15 protein-coding genes are annotated in these 18612 nt (G+C 65.8%); 6 read left to right on the plus strand and 9 right to left on the minus strand.

Annotated features, from left to right (window positions below; translation table 11 throughout):
- Window positions 1-22: 22 nt before the first annotated feature.
- A complete protein-coding gene (locus J2R76_RS28720; protein WP_194295430.1) occupies window positions 23-2047 on the minus strand; it encodes an ABC transporter ATP-binding protein/permease in 2025 nt (674 codons plus the stop codon).
- Between the two features lie 265 nt (window positions 2048-2312).
- Window positions 2313-4457, minus strand: coding sequence for a hybrid sensor histidine kinase/response regulator (locus J2R76_RS28725; RefSeq protein ID WP_076834716.1), 2145 nt, complete (start codon window positions 4455-4457; stop codon window positions 2313-2315).
- A gap of 333 nt (window positions 4458-4790) precedes the next feature.
- Here J2R76_RS28725 and J2R76_RS28730 point away from each other — a divergent pair, with 333 nt between their 5' ends.
- The 3 genes from J2R76_RS28730 to J2R76_RS28740 all read left to right on the plus strand — a co-directional run bounded on the left by J2R76_RS28730 (window position 4791) and on the right by J2R76_RS28740 (window position 9825).
- Window positions 4791-5078 carry a FeoA family protein gene (locus tag J2R76_RS28730; protein ID WP_057018132.1) on the plus strand — a complete coding sequence of 96 codons (288 nt, stop codon included), beginning with the start codon at window positions 4791-4793 and terminating at the stop codon, window positions 5076-5078.
- Complete coding sequence (locus tag J2R76_RS28735; protein WP_057018133.1) at window positions 5075-6949, plus strand: ferrous iron transporter B; 1875 nt, start codon at window positions 5075-5077, stop codon at window positions 6947-6949. The genes J2R76_RS28730 and J2R76_RS28735 overlap by 4 nt, the downstream gene beginning before the upstream one ends.
- A gap of 125 nt (window positions 6950-7074) precedes the next feature.
- A complete protein-coding gene (locus J2R76_RS28740; protein WP_076834691.1) occupies window positions 7075-9825 on the plus strand; it encodes a bifunctional acetate--CoA ligase family protein/GNAT family N-acetyltransferase in 2751 nt (916 codons plus the stop codon).
- A 28-nt stretch (window positions 9826-9853) separates the two neighbouring features.
- Here J2R76_RS28740 and J2R76_RS28745 read toward each other — a convergent pair whose 3' ends face one another.
- The 5 genes from J2R76_RS28745 to J2R76_RS28765 form a co-directional block, all read right to left on the minus strand.
- Window positions 9854-10639, minus strand: a complete 786-nt coding sequence (locus J2R76_RS28745; protein WP_028337893.1) for a succinate dehydrogenase iron-sulfur subunit — start codon at window positions 10637-10639, stop codon at window positions 9854-9856.
- An 18-nt stretch (window positions 10640-10657) separates the two neighbouring features.
- Window positions 10658-12496, minus strand: a complete 1839-nt coding sequence (gene sdhA, locus J2R76_RS28750; RefSeq protein WP_057018135.1) for a succinate dehydrogenase flavoprotein subunit — start codon at window positions 12494-12496, stop codon at window positions 10658-10660.
- Window positions 12497-12499: 3 nt separating this feature from the next.
- Entirely contained in the window at window positions 12500-12874 is a 375-nt protein-coding gene (gene sdhD, locus J2R76_RS28755; RefSeq protein ID WP_141341401.1) for a succinate dehydrogenase, hydrophobic membrane anchor protein, read from the minus strand.
- Between the two features lie 14 nt (window positions 12875-12888).
- The gene (gene sdhC / locus J2R76_RS28760) at window positions 12889-13287 is read right to left on the minus strand and encodes a succinate dehydrogenase, cytochrome b556 subunit (RefSeq protein ID WP_028337891.1); all 399 of its coding nucleotides are present in this window, start codon (window positions 13285-13287) and stop codon (window positions 12889-12891) included.
- Window positions 13288-13516: 229 nt separating this feature from the next.
- A complete protein-coding gene (locus J2R76_RS28765; RefSeq protein ID WP_253626102.1) occupies window positions 13517-14419 on the minus strand; it encodes a LysR family transcriptional regulator in 903 nt (300 codons plus the stop codon).
- A 122-nt stretch (window positions 14420-14541) separates the two neighbouring features.
- On the opposite strand from J2R76_RS28765, the gene J2R76_RS28770 reads away from it, so the two are divergent.
- Entirely contained in the window at window positions 14542-14781 is a 240-nt protein-coding gene (locus J2R76_RS28770; RefSeq protein WP_076834686.1) for a hypothetical protein, read from the plus strand.
- A gap of 13 nt (window positions 14782-14794) precedes the next feature.
- Entirely contained in the window at window positions 14795-15655 is an 861-nt protein-coding gene (locus J2R76_RS28775) for a sulfite exporter TauE/SafE family protein (RefSeq protein WP_076834685.1), read from the plus strand.
- On the opposite strand, the gene J2R76_RS28780 is transcribed toward J2R76_RS28775, so the two are convergent.
- Both J2R76_RS28780 and J2R76_RS28785 read right to left on the minus strand, forming a co-directional pair.
- Entirely contained in the window at window positions 15633-16157 is a 525-nt protein-coding gene (locus J2R76_RS28780; RefSeq protein ID WP_083715232.1) for a DUF3658 domain-containing protein, read from the minus strand. The genes J2R76_RS28775 and J2R76_RS28780 overlap by 23 nt on opposite strands.
- A 26-nt stretch (window positions 16158-16183) precedes the next feature.
- Window positions 16184-17713, minus strand: a complete 1530-nt coding sequence (locus tag J2R76_RS28785) for a malonyl-CoA synthase (protein ID WP_253625287.1) — start codon at window positions 17711-17713, stop codon at window positions 16184-16186.
- 86 nt (window positions 17714-17799) lie between these two features.
- On the opposite strand from J2R76_RS28785, the gene J2R76_RS28790 reads away from it, so the two are divergent.
- Window positions 17800-18561, plus strand: coding sequence for an SDR family oxidoreductase (locus J2R76_RS28790; RefSeq protein ID WP_057018142.1), 762 nt, complete (start codon window positions 17800-17802; stop codon window positions 18559-18561).
- Window positions 18562-18612 lie beyond the last annotated feature (51 nt).

The raw sequence follows: 18612 nt of genomic DNA on the forward strand, positions 1-18612 counted from the left end.
CCGCCCTGCCCGCTGCCTGCCGTTACCGCAGGAAGCGGCCGAGCAGCCTTCGCTTGCCCTTGCGCGGGATCAGATCGACGTCGCTGACCAGTTTGGCGCCGCCCTTGCGGCGCTCCAGCACGATCTTGCGGCTATGGAACGCTTCGAGCTCGACGCGGTGGGCGACGCTGACGATAGTCGCCTTCGGCAGTTCCGTCGTCACTGTCTCCATCATCTTGTCCTGGCTCTTCTCGTCGAGCGCGGACGTCGCCTCGTCGAGCACGACGATGTCGGGGGCATGCAGCAGCAGTCGGGCAAAGGCGAGCCGCTGCTTCTCACCGCCGGACAGGGTCTGGTCCCACGGCGCGTCCTCCTCGATCTTGTCCTTGAGATGGTCGAGGCCGACCTTGTGCAGGGCACGGCTGATCTCATCGATGGTCCAGTCTTCCGCCGCGCCGGGATAGGCCACCGCGCGCCGCAGCGTGCCCGAGGGCACGTAGGGCTTTTGCGGCAGCATGAACAATCGGCGGTCCGCGTGCAGGCCGATACTGCCGCCGCCCCACGGCCACAGCCCGGCGATGGCGCGCACCAGCGTGCTCTTGCCGGTGCCGGATTCGCCGGCGACCAATAGCCGCTCCCCCGGTTCGATCACCACTTCGGTCTCGCCGACCACGGCGGTGCCGTCGTCCAGTGTGACGGAGAGATCGTTGAGGCTCAGCATGGCCTCGCCCGCGGTCTCGCCGCGCTCGATGCGGCCGAAGCCGTCGCCGGTCTCGGCGCGTTCGAGCCCGTCAAGCGACGTCATCAGCGAGGCGATGCGCCGGGCGCAGGCGTTCCAGTCGGCGAGCCGCGGATAGTTGTCGACCAGCCAGCCGAACGCGGTCTGCACGATGGTGAAGGCCGAGGCCGCCTGCATCACCTGGCCGAGCGACATGCTGCCGTCGAGGAATTTTGGCGCGCACAGCAGCAAGGGTACCACCGGCGCAATGAGGTTAGATCCCTGCGACACCAGCGTCGTGCGCATGTGCTGCCCAGCGAGCCGCGCCCATTGCCGCAACACATTCGAGAACGTCTTGTCGATGCCGTCGCGCTCCTCGGTTTCGCCGCCGAGCAGCGCGATGCTTTCGCCATTCTCCCGCACGCGGGTCAGTATGTAGCGGAATTCCGCTTCCGCCTGGTTCTTGTCCTCGGAGATCTGCACGAAGCTGCGGCCGATCGCCGTGATCGAGCCCGACGCGATCGCAGCATAGATGATCGCGGCAATAACCAGGAAGCCCGGGATGCTGATCGACGAGCCGCCGAGCGTCACCGTCAGCGCGCCGCCGATGGTCCAGAGCACGACGATGAAGGTAACGGCCGAGAGCAGCGCCGACGTCACGCCGGCGATGAAGTCGACCGGAGAATCGGTCGCGATCCGCAGATCCTCCGCGATCCGGTACTCCGGATTCTTGTGATCGCCGTCGACGAGGTTGAGCTGGTAGTAGCGGCCGTTCGTCAGCCAGCGCGACACGACGGCGTTGGTCAGCCAGGCGCGCCAGCGCCGCTGGATACCCATGCGGCCGAACACCTGGGCGACCCCCAGCAGCACGCTGCCGATCGCCAGCGGAAAGAAGATGGCCGTCAGGTGGAAGACACTGGCCGCGTCGCGCTTTTCGATCGCATCGAAGATCGCGCGATTCCAGACATTGATGCCGTACTGAACGGCGACATTGGCGACGATCAGCAGCAGCAGGCCGATCGTGAACAGCCACGCCAGCCGGTCGCCGCTCCGGCCCCAATAGCCGCGCGCGCTGATCCAGAACCGAGTCAGCAAATAGTCCTTGCGCGCCTGTTCGGCTTCTTCGGCCGACAATTCGGGATCGGGTTCGACGATTTCCGGCGGCGGCGGTTCGACATCCTCGCCGCCTTCGGCAATCACCTCGACGAATTCCGACTTCTCATCCCCTTCGCTTGCCGCGGGATCCTTGCGCTCTTGACCGGCCGCCTTTGCGCTCGCTTTCCGAGACGATGAAGTCCTGGCCGACGACGGCCCGTCCGACGATTTGGATTTTGCCTCAGCTTTGCCCATGGCACGATAACGCCAGGCAAATTACCCGGTTCCGCACTGGGACCGGCGGTCAGTCGCGCGGATTGCAACGACTTCAGGGACTGAGGCCCGCGCATGCGGGCGATCCAGTACGCCGCGACCTCTTGATTCAAGCACAGCCGTCTCTGGGACACTGGATCACCCGCGGGTGATGACACCGATATTCGATATCTTGAAACGAGACCTATCCTCATCGTCGTCCTGGCTTTCGCCAGGACGACAACGTGCTTGAGATGTGCCGCGCAACTCACTCCGCCGGCGCCTGATCGCGCTTCAGCCGGCGCGAGCGCGTTGCTTTGTGCAGCACGCGCGCGAGCTGCTCGGCCGAATAGGGCTTCTGCAGCAGCTCGAAGCCGCCGCTGCCCTGCTGCGACAGCACCTGGCTGTAGCCGGAGGCGAGCACGATCGGCAGATCGAGGCGCTGCCGGCGGATCTCTTCCGCAAGCTCGATGCCGCTCATGCCGGGCATCACGACGTCGGTGAACACCAGGTCGAACCGGTCGGCGTCGACGGCGAGCTCCTCCAGCGCGTGGGTGGCGTTGTCCACCAGCACGCAGGTGCAGCCGAGCTGGGTCAGCGTGTCGGCGGCAAACTTTCCGACCTCGGCATTGTCCTCGACGATCAGGACCGATGCGTTGGTCCGATCGACCGAGGGCGCGTCCTCGGTGCGCTGCGCTCGCGCGCCATGCCCGCCGACGACGCGCGGCAGATACAGCGTGAATGTCGCACCCTTGCCGACTTCGCTGGTGACGGTCACCTCGCCGCCGGACTGCTTGGCGAAGCCGAACACCTGCGACAGGCCAAGGCCGGTGCCGTGACCGACCTCCTTGGTGGTGTAAAACGGCTCGAAGATGCGGCCGAACAGCTCCTGTGGAATTCCGACGCCGGTGTCGGTCACCGACACCGCGACGTGGCCGGGCGAGTTCGGCGGCGTGCTGGTCGCGGACGGCAGTCTGTCCACGGCGCGGACCGCGATCGTGAGCCGGCCGACGCCGTCCATGGCGTCGCGCGCGTTCACCGCCATGTTGATGATGGCGGTCTCGAACTGGCCGGCATCGGCGTTGACGAGACAGGTCTCGTCCGGCACCTGCGCTGTGATCTCGATGCGCGCGCCGATCAGGGTTGCGATCATCTCGCTCAGGGTGCGGACATTCTGGCAGGCGTCGAACACCTCGGGCTTGAGGGTTTGCCGCCGCGCGAATGCAAGCAGCTGGTTGGTCAGCTTGGCGGCACGGTTCACGGTGTTGGAGATCGCATCGATGTAGCGCTGCCGCCGCGGCTCCGGCAGGTCCGGCCGCCGCAACATGTCGACCGACGCGCGGATCACGGTGAGCAGGTTGTTGAAGTCGTGCGCGACGCCGCCGGTGAGCTGCCCGAGTGCCTCGAGCCGCTGGCCATGCCGCAATGCCTCCTCGGCCTCGATGCGCCGGTTGGCCTCCTCCTGCAGGCGCTGGGTTCGTCGGAAGGCGAGTGCGAGCAGGCCGAACAGCAGGGCGGTGGCCGGGATCCCGAAGATCAGGTGCTGGGCCATGGTCGACATCCAGCGCGACTGGATCGCCGAGGTTTCAAGGCCGGCACTGACATAGACCGGGTATTCCGCCAGCCGCTGATAGCGCATGCGCCGCTCGATGCCGTCGGCTGGGGATTGGATCGTCATCGTCCCGGCCTCGGGACTGGCTACGATCTGCCGCCCGAGCGGGCCGCTCGGCTGGAACCGGACATCGTGGCCAACGGCAGGGAAATGCGCCAGCACGGCGCCGTCGGTCCGGATCAGCGCCAGGAAGCTGCCCGGCTCGCGGCCGATCCTGGCGTAGAAATTCTCGAAATATTCCGGAAGCACGGAGGCCTGGATCACGCCGGCAAAGCTGCCGTCGTCGCCGTTGCGGCGCCGGCCGACGCTGAAGAACCGCGAGCCCTGATAGGGCGGCCGCGGCGTCAGCACCTCGCCGATATAGGTGCCGATGTCGCCCTGGGCATGGATCCGGAAGTAATCCCGGTCCGAGAAGTCGACGTCGGGGGCCGGCTGCACCAGGCTGTTGACGAGGGCACGGCCGTTGGCATCGAACACCCAGACCGATTTCACCTGGGGAAGCGCCATGGCGACCTGCCGCAGCCGCTCGTGCAGGCTCTTCTCGCGCGCGCCGATATCGGCATCGCCCATGCCGCGGACGACCTCGGTGACCTCGGCTAGGCCCCGATCGATGGTCTCGAACACCTTCAGCGCATGCTCATGGGCGACATCGAGCGTGCGCTGGATCTCCCGGTCGGCGGCCTCGCTGATCGAGATCCAGGACATTGCGGAGGCAAAAACGAACAGCGCCAGCGGAAGGGCCAGCGCGGCGGCCATCATCCATTGCAGCAGTCTCAGCGAATTGCGTTGTGCGGTCTGCACGGGCGCTCCGGCTCCGCGCGGACCATAACGCAAACCGTTGCACGGGAGGAAGCGAAACGGCGCCGCCGGGCGCGGCGCGGACGCCCGTTCGCCATTCCGCGACCCGTCAAGGTTACCGGAGGCCAACCCGGATCGATCAACTCGCAGCCGGCTCGCGTCCGGGGCAGCACGGGGCGGCTGCGGCGCGGCGGCATCACGACCTCGTTAGCGCCTCGCCGGCAGTCAAGCGGAAAATCGGCCTGGATGGCGCTTCCGGGCGCTGTTTTTAGGAGTTCTAAAACCTCTCACGGGCAAACGCTTGACCCTGTGACTACCTGCTGAAAAACAGGCCGCATGACAGGCGATCCAAACAGCTCCCGGGATGATTTGCAGGACGTCCGGCTCGGACATGCGGATCGCGGTTTTGTCGGAAAGATCATCAGGCTCGATGCGCTCGTGACGGGCTCATCGCTGTCTCCGCAGGAGCTGGAGCAGCGCCTGGTCGAGATGGGATTTGTCGAGGGCGCGCGCGTGGAAATCCTGCATGAAGGCACGATACGAAAGGACCCGATCGCGGTGCGCGTCGACAACATCACGATCGCGCTGCGCCGGAGCGAAGCCATGGCTGTGATCGTCGAATGACCGCTGCATCCCTGCGCCTGGCGCTGGTCGGCGCGCCGAACACCGGCAAGACGTCGCTGTTCAACAGCCTGACTGGCAGCCGTCAGAAGGTCGCCAACTATCCGGGCGTCACCGTCGAGCGCAAGTCCGGCGGCTTCGTCACGCCCGAGGGCCGCAGCGTGACCGTGCTCGACCTGCCCGGCACCTATTCGTTGCGCGGCCGCAGCCCGGACGAGGAGATCACCCGCGACATCGTGCTGGGCCGCTTCGACGGCGAGGCGGTGCCCGACCTCGTGCTCTGCGTCGCGGACGCCACCAATCTGCGGCTGACCCTGCGGCTGGTGCTCGAGCTGAAGCGCGTCGGCCGGCCGATGATGCTCGTGCTCAACATGATCGATATCGCCAAGCGCCGCGGCGTCACGATCGACATCGACCGGATGTCGCAGGAGCTGGGACTGCCGATCGTGACCTCGGTCGCGGTCCGCAAGGGCGGCATCGACGAGCTCCTGAAGCGGACCGACGAATTCCTCTCCAAGTCGCATGAGGCGGCGGCCAGCGAATGGACGACGCCGACGATTGCCGACCTCAAGGCGGCGCAGCGCGAGGCGGACCGCATCATCGCGGCGGCGGTGACGCTGCCGACCAAGCCCGACACGCTGACCAACCGGATCGATTCGGTCGTGCTGCATCCGGTCTGGGGTCTCGTGATCCTGGCCGTGATCCTGTTCGTGATGTTCCAGGCGGTGTTCACCTGGGCGCAGCCCGCGATGGAGTTCCTGTCGGACAGCTTCGCCGCGCTCGGGCAGCTGATCCACAATTTGCTGCCCGAAAGCTGGAGCCTGTTGCAGAGCTTCCTGCAGAATGGCGTGATCTCCGGCGTCGGCAGCGTGATCGTGTTCCTGCCGCAGATCATCATCATCTTCCTGTTCATCCTGCTGTTGGAAGATTTCGGCTACATGGCGCGCGCCGCGTTCCTGATGGACCGCATCATGGGCGGCGCCGGGCTGCATGGCCGCGCCTTCATTCCGCTGTTGTCGAGCTTTGCCTGCGCCATTCCCGGCATCATGGCGACGCGCGTCATCGACAATCGCCGCGACCGCCTGACCACGATCCTGATCGCGCCGCTGATGACGTGCTCGGCGCGCATTCCGGTCTACACGCTGATTATCTCCGCTTTCGTTCCAGCGACCACGCTGTGGGGTTTCGTCAATCTGCAGGGACTCGTGATGTTCGGCCTCTACGCCGCCGGCATCACCAGCGCGCTGACGGTGTCGGCGATCGCGAAATTCTTCTTGTGGCGCGATCACGCGCCGGCACCGTTCATGCTGGAATTGCCCGACTACAAGATGCCGCGGCCGAAGAGCATCGCGATCGGCGTGTTCACCCGCGCCAAGATGTTCCTGTACCGGGCCGGCACCACGATCCTCTCGATGATGGTGCTGATCTGGTTCCTGGCCTCGTTCCCGCAGGCGCCGGCCGGCGCCGAGGGGCCGGCGATCAACTACAGCTTTGCCGCGATGATCGGCCATGCGCTCGAGCCGCTGCTGCGGCCGATCGGCTTCAACTGGCAGATCGCGGTGGCGCTGATCCCCGGCATGGCCGCGCGCGAGGTCGCGGTTGCAGCCCTCGGCACGGTCTATTCGATCGAGGGCGGCAAGGAGGCGGCGGACCAGATCGGCCAGGTGCTGGCGCAGAAATGGACGCTGGCGACCGCGCTCTCGCTGCTGGTCTGGTACATCTTCGCCCCGCAATGCGCCTCGACGCTCGCGGTGATCCGCCGCGAGACCGGCGGCGCGAAGTGGATGGTGGTGACGTTCGTCTACATGCTCGCGCTGGCCTATGTCGCGAGCTTCCTGACTTTCAACCTCGCGCAGGCGCTCGGCCTGCATTGATCGGCAACACAGTTTCATCATCTCGACTCGAAACTGCGATAGGTGCATGCAACCAAGCGAAGCAGTAGAGTTGATCGAGGGCGCATGAAGCGGGCGCCTCCGCGTGTTCCCTGCGAGACCATGCAATGTCGACGTACGGCCTGGAGCGGCTATTTTCGCCTCGAAGCATCGCAATCGTCGGCGGCAGCCCGCGTCCGTCGTCGCTCGGCGCGGCGGTGCTCAGGAACATCAGAGCGAGCGGCTTCACCGGCCGCGTCGGCGTCGTCAATCGGAACTATGCCGACGTCGATGGTGCGCCGACCGTTCCCGACCTGAAATCGCTGCCATTCGTTCCGGACCTCCTCGTCATCAGCGCACCGGCGGCTGCGGTTCCGGAGATCGTCGCGGAGGCGGCTTCAGCCGGCGTTGTCGGCGCGGCGATCCTGTCGGCCGGTCTCGGCCATGGCCCGGGCTCGCTCGCGGAGACCGCGGGGCAGACGGCGCGACGGCATGGTATGCGCCTGATCGGGCCGAACTGCCTCGGCGTCATGGTGCCGCGCGCCAAGCTCAATGCGAGCTTCGCCTCGCATCAGCCGTCCGACGGACACGTTGCTCTGATCTCGCAGTCCGGCGCGGTCGCGTCGGCGATGATCGAATGGGCGGCGGAGCGGCGGCTCGGCTTCTCCGGCATCGCGTCGATCGGCGACCAGCTCGATGTCGACGTCGCCGACCTCCTGGATTATTTCGCGCTCGACGACCACACCAGCGCGATCCTGATCTATCTCGAAGCCGTCAAGGACGCGCGCAAGTTCATGTCGGCGGCGCGCGCCGCGGCGCGGCTGAAGCCGGTCGTCATCGTCAAGTCGGGACGGATGGCGCAGGGCGCCAAGGCCGCCGCGACCCACACCGGCGCGCTGGCCGGCTCCGATGCGGTCTACGACGCCGCATTCCGTCGCGCCGGCATGCTGCGCGTCTACGACCTGCGTCAGCTGTTCGATTGCGCCGAACTGCTTGGCCGCGGCTTCGTTCCGCGCGGCAACCGACTGGCGATCCTGACCAATGGCGGCGGGCTCGGCATCCTCGCGACCGACCGGCTGGCCGAGCTCGGCGCGGTTCCTGCGACACTGACGGCGGAGACCATCGAACGGCTCGACAAGGTGCTGCCGCCGGGCTGGTCCTGCGCCAATCCGGTCGACATCGCGGGCGATGCCGATGCCGATCGCTACGTGGTGGCGCTCAGCGCACTGCTCGATGATGCGAACAGCGATGCGGTGCTGGTCGCGAATGTGGAAACCGCGGTTGCGCCGGCCCAGGGGATTGCAGAGGCGGTGGCGCAATGCGTCCGCGACCGCAGGACGAAGCGGAGTGCGGTCGCCGCACTGGTGCTCGCGGCCTGGGTCGGCGCCGACGAGCGCACCGGCGCGATCTTCGAGGCGGCACGGATTCCGCACTTCCCGACCGAGGACGATGCGGTGCGCGCCTTCATGTATCTGGTGCGCTATCGCGAGGCCTCGACCGCGCTCGCCGCAACCCCGCCTGGCGTCGCATCGGTGTTCACGCCGGAGACGGCGGCGGCGCGCCATGTCGTCGTGAACGCGCTGTCGGAAGGGCGCGCCTGGCTCGATCCGGCCGAGATCGTCGCCCTGTTCGCGGCCTATCGTATTCCGATCGCGACGACGCTCGTCGCCAACAGTGCCGAGGACGCTGCCGAGAAGGCGGCGCCGTTCCTCGCCGAGGGACATGCGATCGTGGTCAGGGTGTTCTCGCGCGACATCCGGCACGCCTCCGATGTCGGCGGCGTGATCCTCGACCTGCGCACGAAAGACAGCGTCGTTGAAGCTGCCCGGACCGTCATGGCGCGGGCACGAAGTGCCCGGCCCGATGCCATCCTGCAAGGCGTGACGATCCAGCCGATGATCGTGCGGCGCGCGGCGCGCGAACTGATCCTCGGCATCGCCGAAGATCCGACCTTCGGTCCGGTGATCGTGTTCGGGCGTGGCGGCCCCGCGGTCGAGGTGATCAACGACAAGGCGCTGGCGCTGCCGCCGCTCGACATGAATCTCGCTCGCGAACTGATCGGGCGCACCCGCGTCTCGCGGCTGCTCGGCGGCTATGGCGATGTGCCGGCGGTCCCGGCGGACGTCGTGCCGCTCACCCTCGTCAAGCTGGCGCAGATGGCGGCCGACATTCCCGAGGTCGCCGAGCTCGACATCAACCCGATGCTGGCGGACGAGAGCGGCGTGCTCGCGCTCGATGCGCGGGTCGCGATCCGCAAGCCGGCGCGGCTGTTTGCCGGCCAAACGCGGCTCGCGGTGCGGCCCTATCCGTCGCAATGGGAAGGTGAGCTTGCGCTGCGCGACGGCTCGCGTGTCACGGTACGCCCGATGCGGCCGGAAGACGAGCCGATGGTCAGCGAGTTCTTCAAGCGCGTCACCGCCGAAGACCTCAGGCTGCGCTTCTTCCATGCGATGAAGGAATTCTCGCACGCCTTCATCGCGCGCCTGACCCAGCTCGACTATGCGCGGGCGATGGCGTTTGTGGCGCTCGATCCGAACACCGGCGAGATGATGGGTGCGGTCCGGCTGCATTCGGACTCGCTGTACGAGAATGCCGAATACGCGATCCTGCTGCAGTCCGATCTCAAGGGCAAAGGGCTCGGCTGGGCGCTGATGCAGCTCCTGATCCACTATGCGCGGTCGGAGGGATTGAAGCGTCTGTCCGGCCAGGTGCTGACCGAGAACACCACGATGATCGGGATGTGCCGCGATCTCGGCTTCACCGTGACGATGGATCCGGACGATCACAGCATCGTCGATGTCGTACTCGACCTCGATCGATCCGGCGTCGATGCGGTCGGCGCCGATATCCTGATCCGGCCTGCTGCGGCTGGCCGCTGATAACAGCGCCAGCCGCGGCTGCAACGGATCAGATCTGGCGTTCGACCAGCTTGAACTTGAGCTCGGCGATCGCTTCGGAGGGGTTGAGGCCCTTCGGACACGCCTTGGCGCAGTTCATGATGGTGTGGCAGCGATAGAGGCGGAACGGATCCTCGAGATTGTCGAGCCGCTCGCCGGTCGCTTCGTCGCGGGAATCGGTGACCCAGCGGTTTGCCTGCAGCAGCGCGGCGGGGCCGAGGAAGCGCTCGCTGTTCCACCAGTAGCTCGGGCATGAGGTCGAGCAGCAGGCGCACAGGATGCACTCGTAGAGGCCGTCGAGCTTCTCGCGGTCCTCGTGGCTCTGCCTCCACTCCTTCTGCGGCGTCGGCGTCGTGGTCTTCAACCACGGCTCGATCGAGGCATATTGGGCGTAGAAATTGGTCAGGTCCGGGACCAGGTCCTTCACCACCGGCTGGTGCGGCAGCGGATTGACCTTCACCGCGCCGCCGGCGCCGACGTCGTGCATCGACTTGGTGCAGGCCAGCGTGTTCTGGCCGTCGATGTTCATCGCGCAGGAGCCGCAGACGCCTTCGCGGCAGGAGCGGCGGAAGGTCAGCGTCGGGTCGATGTGGTTCTTGATCCAGATCAGGCCGTCCAGCACCATCGGACCGCAATCATTGGTGTCGACATGATAGGTGTCGACGCTCGGATTCTTGCCGTCGTCCGGGTTCCAGCGATACACCCGAAATTCGCGCGTCTCGGTGGCGCCGGCCGGCTTCGGCCAGGTCTTGCCGCCGGAAATCTTCGAATTCTTCGGAAGTGCGAATTCAACCATGCTTGCTCGCCTTCGTTCTCAGTAGACCCGCGCCTTCGGCGGGATGTACTGCACGTCATTGGTCATCGTGTAGCTGTGCACCGGACGGTACTCGATCGCAGTCTTGCCGGCCGGATCGATCCAGGTCAGCGTGTGCTTCATCCAGTCCTTGTCGTTGCGGTCCGGGAAGTCCTCGCGCGCATGCGCGCCGCGGCTTTCGGTGCGGTTCGCCGCCGAATCCATAGTCACGACCGCCTGCACGATCAGATTGTCGAATTCCAGCGTCTCAACCAGGTCGGAATTCCACACCAGCGAGCGGTCCGACACCGAGATGTCGCCGACGCCGCCATAGACCTTGTGGATCAGGTTCTGGCCTTCCTGCAGCACGTCGCCGGTGCGGAACACCGCGCAATTGTTCTGCATCACATGCTGCATGCTGTCGCGCAGCTTGGCGGTCGGCGTGCCGCCGGAGGCATGGCGGAAGTGATCGAGCCGGCCGAGCGCGAGATCGGCGGAATCCTTCGGCAGCTCCGGCTGCTTGGCGTTCGCGGTCAGCTTGTCGGCAAGGCGCAGCGCCGCGGCGCGGCCGAACACCACGAGGTCGATCAGCGAGTTGGAGCCGAGGCGGTTGGCGCCGTGCACCGAGACGCAGGCCGCTTCGCCGATCGCCATCAGGCCCGGCACCACCGAATTGTCGTCGCCATTGCGCTTGGTCAGCACCTCGGCGTGATAGTTGGTGGCGATGCCGCCCATGTTGTAGTGCACGGTCGGCACGATCGGGATCGGCTCGCGGGTGACGTCGACATTGGCGAAGATCTTGGCCGATTCGGAGATGCCCGGCAGCCGCTCATGCAGCACCTTCGGATCGAGGTGGTCGAGGTGCAGGAAGATGTGGTCCTTCTTCTTGCCGACGCCGCGGCCTTCGCGGATTTCGATCGTCATCGCGCGCGAGACGACGTCGCGCGAGGCGAGGTCCTTGGCCGACGGCGCATAGCGCTCCATGAAGCGCTCGCCCTCGGAGTTGACGAGATAGCCGCCTTCGCCGCGGGCGCCTTCGGTGACGAGGCAGCCCGAGCCGTAGATGCCGGTCGGATGGAACTGGACGAATTCCATGTCCTGCAGCGGCAGGCCGGCGCGCAGCACCATGCCGCCGCCGTCGCCGGTGCAGGTGTGCGCCGAGGTGCAGGAGGCATAGGCGCGGCCATAGCCGCCGGTCGCCAGGATCGTGGTCTGGGCGCGGAAGCGATGCAGCGTGCCGTCATCGAGCTTGAGCGCGATGACGCCGCGGCAGACGCCCTGATCGTCCATGATCAGGTCGATGGCGAAGAACTCGATGAAGAACTCGGCCGAGTGGCGCAGCGACTGGCCGTACATCGTGTGCAGCATGGCGTGGCCGGTGCGGTCGGCGGCGGCGCAGGTGCGCTGTGCCTGGCTCTTGCCGAAGTCGATGGTCATGCCGCCGAACGGGCGCTGATAGATCTTGCCGTCCTCGGTGCGCGAGAACGGAACGCCCCAGTGCTCGAGCTCGTAGACCGCGTCGGGCGCGTTGCGCACCATGTATTCGATCGCGTCCTGGTCGCCGAGCCAGTCCGACCCCTTCACGGTGTCGTACATGTGCCAGCGCCAGTCGTCCTGATGCATGTTGCCGAGCGAGGCCGAGATGCCGCCCTGCGCCGCCACCGTGTGCGAGCGGGTCGGGAACACCTTGGTGATGCATGCGGTGCGCAGCCCGGCTTCCGAACAGCCGACCACTGCGCGCAGGCCCGCGCCGCCGGCGCCGACCACAACGACGTCGTAGGTGTGGTCCTGGATCGGGTAGGCCTTGCCGTTCGTGGCCGGGCCACCGTTGGTGGCCTTGCCGTTTCCTTCACCGGCCATGGATCAAACTCCCGACGACAATTTGAGGATTGCGTAGATCGAGGCCAATGCGACCGCGACGCAGAAGAAGTTGTTCGCCATCACGCTGGCGATCTTCAGCTTCTCGTTATGGATGTAGTCCTCGATCACGACCTGCATGCCGATCTTCATGTGCCAGGTGCTGGCGACGATGAAGAGCAGCAGGATGATGGCGATTGGGATCGAGCCGAGGATCTGCGCCGCGCCGGCATGGTTGCGGCCGATCAGCGTGATCACCACGACGATCACGGGAACGATCAGCAGCGTCATCGCAACCGCGGTGAGGCGCTGGCGCCAGAAATCGCCCGTGCCGGTGTGCGCGGAGCCGAGGCCGCGGACGCGCTCCAGCGGCGTGCGCATCGAGGAGGGGCCGCTCATCGTCCACCTCCCACGGCGTAGGCAATGATCCAGACCAAAACGGTCAACGCGATGCCGGCGACCAGCGCGCCCCAGGTCAGGGCTTCGCGCTCATTAGCCTTGAAGCCGTAGCCGAGGTCCCAGACGAAATGCCGGATGCCGCTGCAGAGATGGTGCATCAGCGCCCATGTGTAGCCGAACACGATCAGCTTGCCGATCGCGCTGCCGGTGAAGGCCTGGACGTTGGCGTAAGCCGAGGGGCCGGAAGCGGCGGCGATCAGCCACCAGGCCAGCAGCAGCGTGCCGAAATAGAGGGCCAGACCCGTGGCGCGGTGGACGATGGACAGCGCCATCGTCAGCGTCCACCGGTAGGTCTGCAAATGGGGTGAAAGCGGTCGTTCGATCCTGGCGGTCATCGGCGGGCTTTATGTTGTGAGGGACCGCGGCCGGCCCATCGGGGAACGCGGTAGAGGAGTTCTATTTACGGAGTCGGATCACCCCGCGCAACGGCCAAATAGCCTTCGGTCGAACCGAAGTTCATTGTTAGAGTTGCCGAATTCTGGTTGATCCGCAGTGTGGTATACCAGATGCAAGGCCGAGCGAACAAAGTAATGAATCGGGATGCTCGTGGATCGGTTGGCGCGCTCAACTGCCCGCAAACGGGGGTCGCAAGGCGTCGATTTTGCCCCACCGTTCCACCAGATAATCGACAAATGCCCTGATCTTAGGCGATGCGAGACGTGACGGCTGAAGCATCAGATGTAGCGGCGTCGGCGCCGGCTCATGGTCGATCAACAGGCGCGTCAGGCGACCGTCGGCGAGCTCGGACTGCACTTGCCAGGACGGCACGCGGACGATGCCGGCGCCCTCCCGCGCCGCGCTGACCAGCGCGTCAAGGCTATTCATCCAGAGCCGACCGGATATGCGGATTTTGCGACCCGTCTTGCTGCCGTCGGCAAAGCGCCACTCCGCGCTGCCGGGCGAATCGGAAAACACCAGGCAGTCATGCCCGGCAAGATCAACCGGTGTCTGCGGCGCGCCGCGCCGGGCCAGATAGTCCGGCGACGCGCACACAATCATCTGCAGATCGGTGAGCTTGCGCGCTACCAGCTGCGAGTCGCGCAAGCGGCCGATGCGTATAGCCAGATGGATATCCTCCTCGACCATGTCGACGGCGCGGTCGACCAGCAGAAGGTCGACGGACAGCGCCGGATAGCGGCGCAGAAACTCGACCAGCAGCGGCGCGATCACGAGCCGACCGATCAGACTCGGCGAGCTGACGCGGATCCGTCCCGATGGCTGATGCGGGTCGCGCGCCAGCGCCGCCTCGATCTCCCTGATCTCGCCGAGGATCGATTTCGCGCGCTCGTAGAGGATGCGTCCGTCGTCGGTCAGCGCGAGCTGGCGGGTGGTACGCAGTAGCAGGCGGGTGCCGAATTGCTCCTCGAGCGCGCTGATCTGCCGGCTCACCGAGGTCAGCGAGCTCGGCAGCGAGCGCGCGGCCGCCGACAGGCTGCCGCTCTCGACCGCGCGGACAAAGGCCGCCATCGCCGCAAGCCGGTCCAAGCCCGATCCTTCCGCATTTCGCAAGAGAGCCTGCTCATCTGCAGCAATACCCCCGTCTTTCAGAAGGGTCTAGCCTGACGGCTCCACGATTTGAGGAGTTCGACATGGCCTCAACGTCCATCCGTCCAAATTCGCTCGAGCGGCGCGGACGTGCCGGCGCCGACGATCCGGCCATCCTGCTTGTTTTCTCCTGCGTCGGACTGTTAATCGACGTGCTGACGTTGCCGATGCAGGGCGCGACGTCCTCGATCCCACTCCGCTTTGCCTTGATTGCGGTCGCTGCTCCCGTGGCAGCGCTGGTCGCACTGTGGTTGGCCGACCGCACCGAGGCAGGCGCCTCCTGACGATGCGAAGGACATGATGGCCGGCCTCGATCCCAAGGAATTGCTCGAACTTGCGCTGCTGCTGATTGCGGTCGGGGCGCTGTCCGGCTTTCTCGCCGGCCTGTTCGGCATCGGCGGCGGCGCGATCCTGGTGCCGGTGTTCTACGAATGCTTCCGGCTGGCGGGCGTGCCGCTCGAGGTGCGGATGCCGCTGTGTATCGGCACCTCGCTCGCGATCATCATCCCGACCTCGCTGAGCTCGTTCCGCGCCCATTATCGCCGCGGCGCGGTCGATATGGAGATCCTGAAGCGCTGGTGGCTGCCGATCGTGATCGGCGTCGCCGCCGGCAGCGTCACCGCGCGGTTCGCGCCGGAGCGGCTGTTCAAGATCGTGTTCGTGATGGTGGCGTGGTCGGCGGCCGCGCGCCTGCTGCTGGCGCGCGAGACCTGGAAGTTCGGCGACGACGTGCCGAAGGGCTTCCTGATGCGCGCCTATGGCTTCTTCGTCGGCCTGTTGTCGACGTTGATGGGCATCGGCGGCGGCCTGTTCGCCAACCTCTTGATGACCTTCTACGGCCGGCCGATCCATCAGGCGGTCGCGACCTCTTCCGCGCTTGCGGTGCTGATCTCGATCCCCGGCGCGCTGGGCTACGTCTATGCCGGCTGGCCCGCGGCCGCGCGCTTCCCCGACGTCGCCGCGCTGCAATTGCCGTTCGCGCTCGGTTACGTCTCACTGATCGGGGCGCTGCTGGTGATGCCGACCACGCTCGTCACCGCGCCGCTCGGCGTCAAGGTTGCGCACGCGCTGTCGAAGCGGGCGCTGGAGGTGGCGTTCGGGGCCTATCTCTTCATCGTCGGCGGACGGTTCGTGATCAGCCTGCTGGGCGGGCACTGATCGGCTCGTCCTTCAGCCGTACTTCGCTGTGACCCCACGGTCGGAGGTCTCCGACGCCCTCGATCCGATCAGCGTGGGACAGGAATCGCAAGCGTGCTCCGATCATTTCAGGAGCTATCGGCAATTTCAGTTTCTCGCAGTCTGCCATCGCGACCCCTATAATCATCGCGACCTTCTGCCATCGCGATGTCAGGGCCGACATGATGACGTCGTCGAGCGCAGCTTCCGTAGCGCCACGGGGAAGACGCACGTCACTCCACTTCAGTTCGGAGGTCGGGGGAGGCAGTTCTTCGTGAAGCTCCAGCTTCATCAGGTCGCGAAACTGTTCGTAGAGCGGTAGCATCACCTGCCATTCCAGTTCGAGCAGGAGGTCATAAAGCCGGCCATCCAATTCAAGCCGCTCCTGCTTTCCGAGCTCCGCAATCGCGATTCGAGCCTTCTTCATCGCCTCGTGCGCGATGACGAGTTGATCGTTAATCTGGATAGCCTGCTCCCGCTCCATCTACCCCTCACGACGTTCTTGCGGCTTCATCCCTTCGCGTAAATATTCTTATACGTATCCCGCAGAATATTCTTTTGCACCTTGCCCATCGCGTTGCGCGGCAATTCCTCGACGACGAAGACGCGCTTCGGCATCTTGAACTTCGCCAGCCGTCCGTCGAGCGCCTTCAGCACCGCGGCCTCGCTGACATCGGCGCCCTTGGCGCAGACCAGAACGGCGGTGACGCCTTCGCCGAAATCGGCATGCGGCACGCCGATCACGGCTGACTCGATCACGCCGGGCATGGCGTCGATCTCGCTCTCGATCTCCTTCGGATAGACATTGAAGCCGCCCGAGATCACAAGATCCTTGCCGCGGCCGAGGATGTGGACATAGCCCTTGTCGTCGATCTTGCCGAGGTCGCCGGTGATGAAGAAGCCGTCGGCGCGGAATTCGGCCTTGGTCTTCTCCGGCATGCGCCAGTAGCCCTGGAACACGTTCGGGCCCTTGACCTCGATCATGCCGATGGTCTCGCGCGCGAGCTCCTTGCCGGTCTCGGGATCGGTCACCCGCACCGAGACGCCGGGCAGCGCGAAGCCGACCGCGCCGGGCACGCGGTCGCCGTCATAGGGGTTGCTCGTGTTCATGTTGGTCTCGGTCATGCCGTAGCGCTCGAGCACGGCGTGGCCGGTGCGATCAGACCATTCGCGATGGGTGTCGGCGAGCAGCGGCGCCGAGCCCGAGATGAACAGCCGCATGTGCCCGGTGGCGTCCTTGTTCAGGCCGGGATTCTGCAGCAGGCGGGTATAGAAGGTAGGCACGCCCATCATCACGGTGGCGCGCGCCATCAGCTTGATGATCACGTCCGGATCGAACTTCGGCAGGAAGATCATCGAGGCGCGCGCAAACAGCGTCACGTTGCTGGCCACGAACAGGCCGTGGGTGTGATAGATCGGCAGCGCGTGGATCAGCACGTCCTTGTCGGTGAAGCGCCAGTAGTCGACCAGCGAGTACGAGTTCGAGGCCAGATTGTCGTGCGACAGCATCGCGCCCTTGGAGCGGCCGGTGGTGCCCGACGTGTAGAGGATCGCGGCGAGATCATTGTTGCCGCGCGGCACGGTGGCGAATTCCTTCGCCGCCTGGTCGGCGGCCTCGGTCAGCGAGCCGTTGCCGTTGGCACCGAGCGTCTCGACCTTGGCGCCTACCTTGGCGGCGATCGCCTTGATGCCGTCCTGCTTGGAAGGATCGCAGACCACCAGCGCCGGCTCGGCGTCGGTGATGAAGTATTTGAGCTCGTTCAGCGTATAGGCGGTGTTGAGCGGCAGGTAGACGCCGCCGGCGCGCACAGTGGCGAGATACAGCACCAGGGCCGAAACCGACTTCTCGGTCTGCGCCGCGACGCGGTCACCCGGCTTGACGCCGCGCTCAACCAGCACGTTCGCCATCTGGCCTGCGCGCGCGATCAAATCGCCATAGGAGATGCGGCTGCCGTCGAGCTGCTCGATCGCGAGCCGGCTGGGGTCGTCGAGGCCGTCGAACAGGCGGGAAAACAGATTGGCGTTGGTGGTCGTGTTCATGCAAACATTCCCCGAGGGGCGAAGGGCCGGAAGATTTCGGCTGGATTAGCAAAAACGCCCTTCGGAAAGCAACGGAGACAGTTTGCATGACAAATAATGGGAAACGCGTGGCCTGGGTTACCGGCGGCGGTACTGGAATCGGCGAATCCGGGGCGGAATTCCTGGCTGCGGACGGCTGGACGGTGGTGGTCTCCGGCCGCCGCAAGGAAGAGCTCGACCGCGTGGTGGCCAACATCACCAAAAAGGGCGGCAAGGCCGAGGCGATCCCGCTCGATGTCAGCAACAAGGCCGACGTCAACAAGGCCGCCGAGGCGATCGTCGGCAGGCACGACCGCATCGACCTCCTGGTCAACAGCGCCGGCATCAACGTGCCGAAGCGCAGCTGGGCCGACATGGAACTGGAAGGCTGGGACAAGCTCGTCGAGGTCAACCTCAACGGCGTGCTCTACTGCATGCGCGCGGTGCTGCCGACGATGCGCAAGCAGAAGGACGGCTGCATCATCAACGTCGCCTCCTGGGCCGGCCGCCACGTCTCGAAGATGCCGGGCCCGGCCTACACCACGACCAAGCACGCCGTGCTGGCGCTGACCCATTCCTTCAACATGGACGAATGCGTCAACGGCCTGCGCGCTTGCTGCCTGTCGCCGGGCGAGGTCGCGACCCCAATCCTGAAGCAGCGGCCGGTGGTGCCGAGCGAAGCCGAGCAGGCCAAGATGCTGCAGCCCGAGGATTGCGGCCGCACCATCGCCTTCGTCGCCAGCATGCCGGCACGGGTGTGCATGAACGAGATCCTGATCAGCCCGACCCACAACCGCGGCTTCATCCAGACGCCGGCGAACCGGGATTAGATGAGGACCGTCTTCTCCTTCCCCTGAAAGGGGGAAGGCCGGGATGGGGGT

Source organism: Bradyrhizobium sp. USDA 4532, assembly GCF_024171315.1.
Taxonomy (GTDB): Bacteria; Pseudomonadota; Alphaproteobacteria; order Rhizobiales; family Xanthobacteraceae; genus Bradyrhizobium; species Bradyrhizobium australafricanum.